The sequence below is a fragment of the Vibrio sp. 1069 genome (assembly GCF_033340555.1).
Genome location: NZ_JAWOWP010000063.1, coordinates 1 through 1,432, shown reverse-complemented (window position 1 = coordinate 1,432; position 1,432 = coordinate 1). Strand labels below are relative to the sequence as shown.

2 protein-coding genes are annotated in these 1,432 nt (G+C 45.4%); both read left to right on the top strand.

Annotation, left to right across the window (positions count from 1 at the left end; all coding sequences use genetic code 11):
• Positions 1 to 415, top strand: a 415-nt coding sequence (locus tag R7040_RS24425) for an outer membrane lipoprotein-sorting protein (RefSeq protein WP_318097259.1), incomplete at its 5' end; no start/stop codon positions are given.
• A 15-nt stretch (positions 416 to 430) separates the two neighbouring features.
• A partial coding sequence (locus R7040_RS24420; protein ID WP_318097260.1) for a hypothetical protein occupies positions 431 to 1,432 on the top strand: 1,002 nt, incomplete at its 3' end.

Below are 1,432 nucleotides of genomic sequence, written 5' to 3'. Positions count from 1 at the left end.
GTCGGGCCCGTTTATGGGAAGCGAGTTTGCGTATGAAGATTTGAGTTCATTTGAAATCGAAAAATACCGCTTTAACCACCTCAAGGATGATAAGTTTAACGGGCAAGACGTATTCGTTCTAGAGCAAATCCCAACGGACAAGAACTCCGGTTATACCAAGCAGGTAGTATGGCTTGACAAGGCGCATTATCGCCCTCTCAAAGTCGAGTTTTACGACCGAAAAGGCGCGTTATTGAAAACTCTAACTTTCGCTAATTATAAGCAGTACCTCAATAAATATTGGCGTGCACATACCATGGCAATGACGAATCACCAAACTGGCAAAAGCACAGAATTGAACACTAGCGATTTGCGCTTTCAAACAGGGTTGGAAGAGAACGACTTCAACAAAAACGTGCTCAAGCGAGTTAAATAAGGGAGTGGTATGAATATGGGCAAAGGAGTAAACCAACTTGGCGGATTACTCGCGATGTTGGTAACGCCCTCGCTGTTCGCATTTGAGCTTGCGGGGCAATTGAATGTTGAGCATCGACAGTTTCTCTCTCAAGGGCTGCAAGGGCAGAGTAAAGGCCAAAGCTCTGTTGTAGTTCAGCCTGAACTTTACTGGGACTTCCAAAGCGGAGAGAGTAGCTTCACCTTCACACCGTTTTTTCGAGTCGATAGCCTCGATGATGAAAGAACCCACGGTGACATTAGAGAAGCGCTTTTTCTCACGTATTGGGATGATTACGAGCTTAGAGTTGGGATCAGTAAAGTGTTTTGGGGCGTCACCGAGTCCGCGCATCTGGTTGATGTTGTGAACCAAACAGATGCCGTGGAAGCGGTTGATGGCGAAGATAAACTGGGTCAGCCAATGGTACATTTTACGGCGATTAAAGATTGGGGCGCTTTTCATGCCATGGTACTTCCTTATTTTCGGGAGCGTACTTTTGCTGGTCAAGACGGACGTTTACGTACGGAGCCTGTTGTTTCTGGCAACGCTATTTATGAATCGAGTAGGGAAGAGAAACACATTGATGTGGCATTTCGATATTCCAAAATGCTGGGTGATTGGGATATTGGTTTGAGCTATTTGTATGGGACCAATCGAGATCCTTATTTTCGATTCGAGCAAGGTGAACTCAAACCATATTATGCGCTGATGAGTCATGTCGGTATTGATGTTCAAGGCATTGTCGGAGATTGGTTATGGAAGCTTGAAAGTGTATATCGAGATAGTTATGACCATCATGTCGGCGCGGTGACGGGTTTCGAATATACCATCGTCGGCGCTTTTGATACGGTTTGGGATGTCGGCCTTATTGGAGAGTACCTCTATGATAGTCGGGGAAATAACGCACAGAACATCGGTCAAAATGATGTGTTTGCAGGTGTCCGCTTTGCCTTAAATGATGAGGATGGAACTGAAATTCTCACTGGGATTACGCAAGAT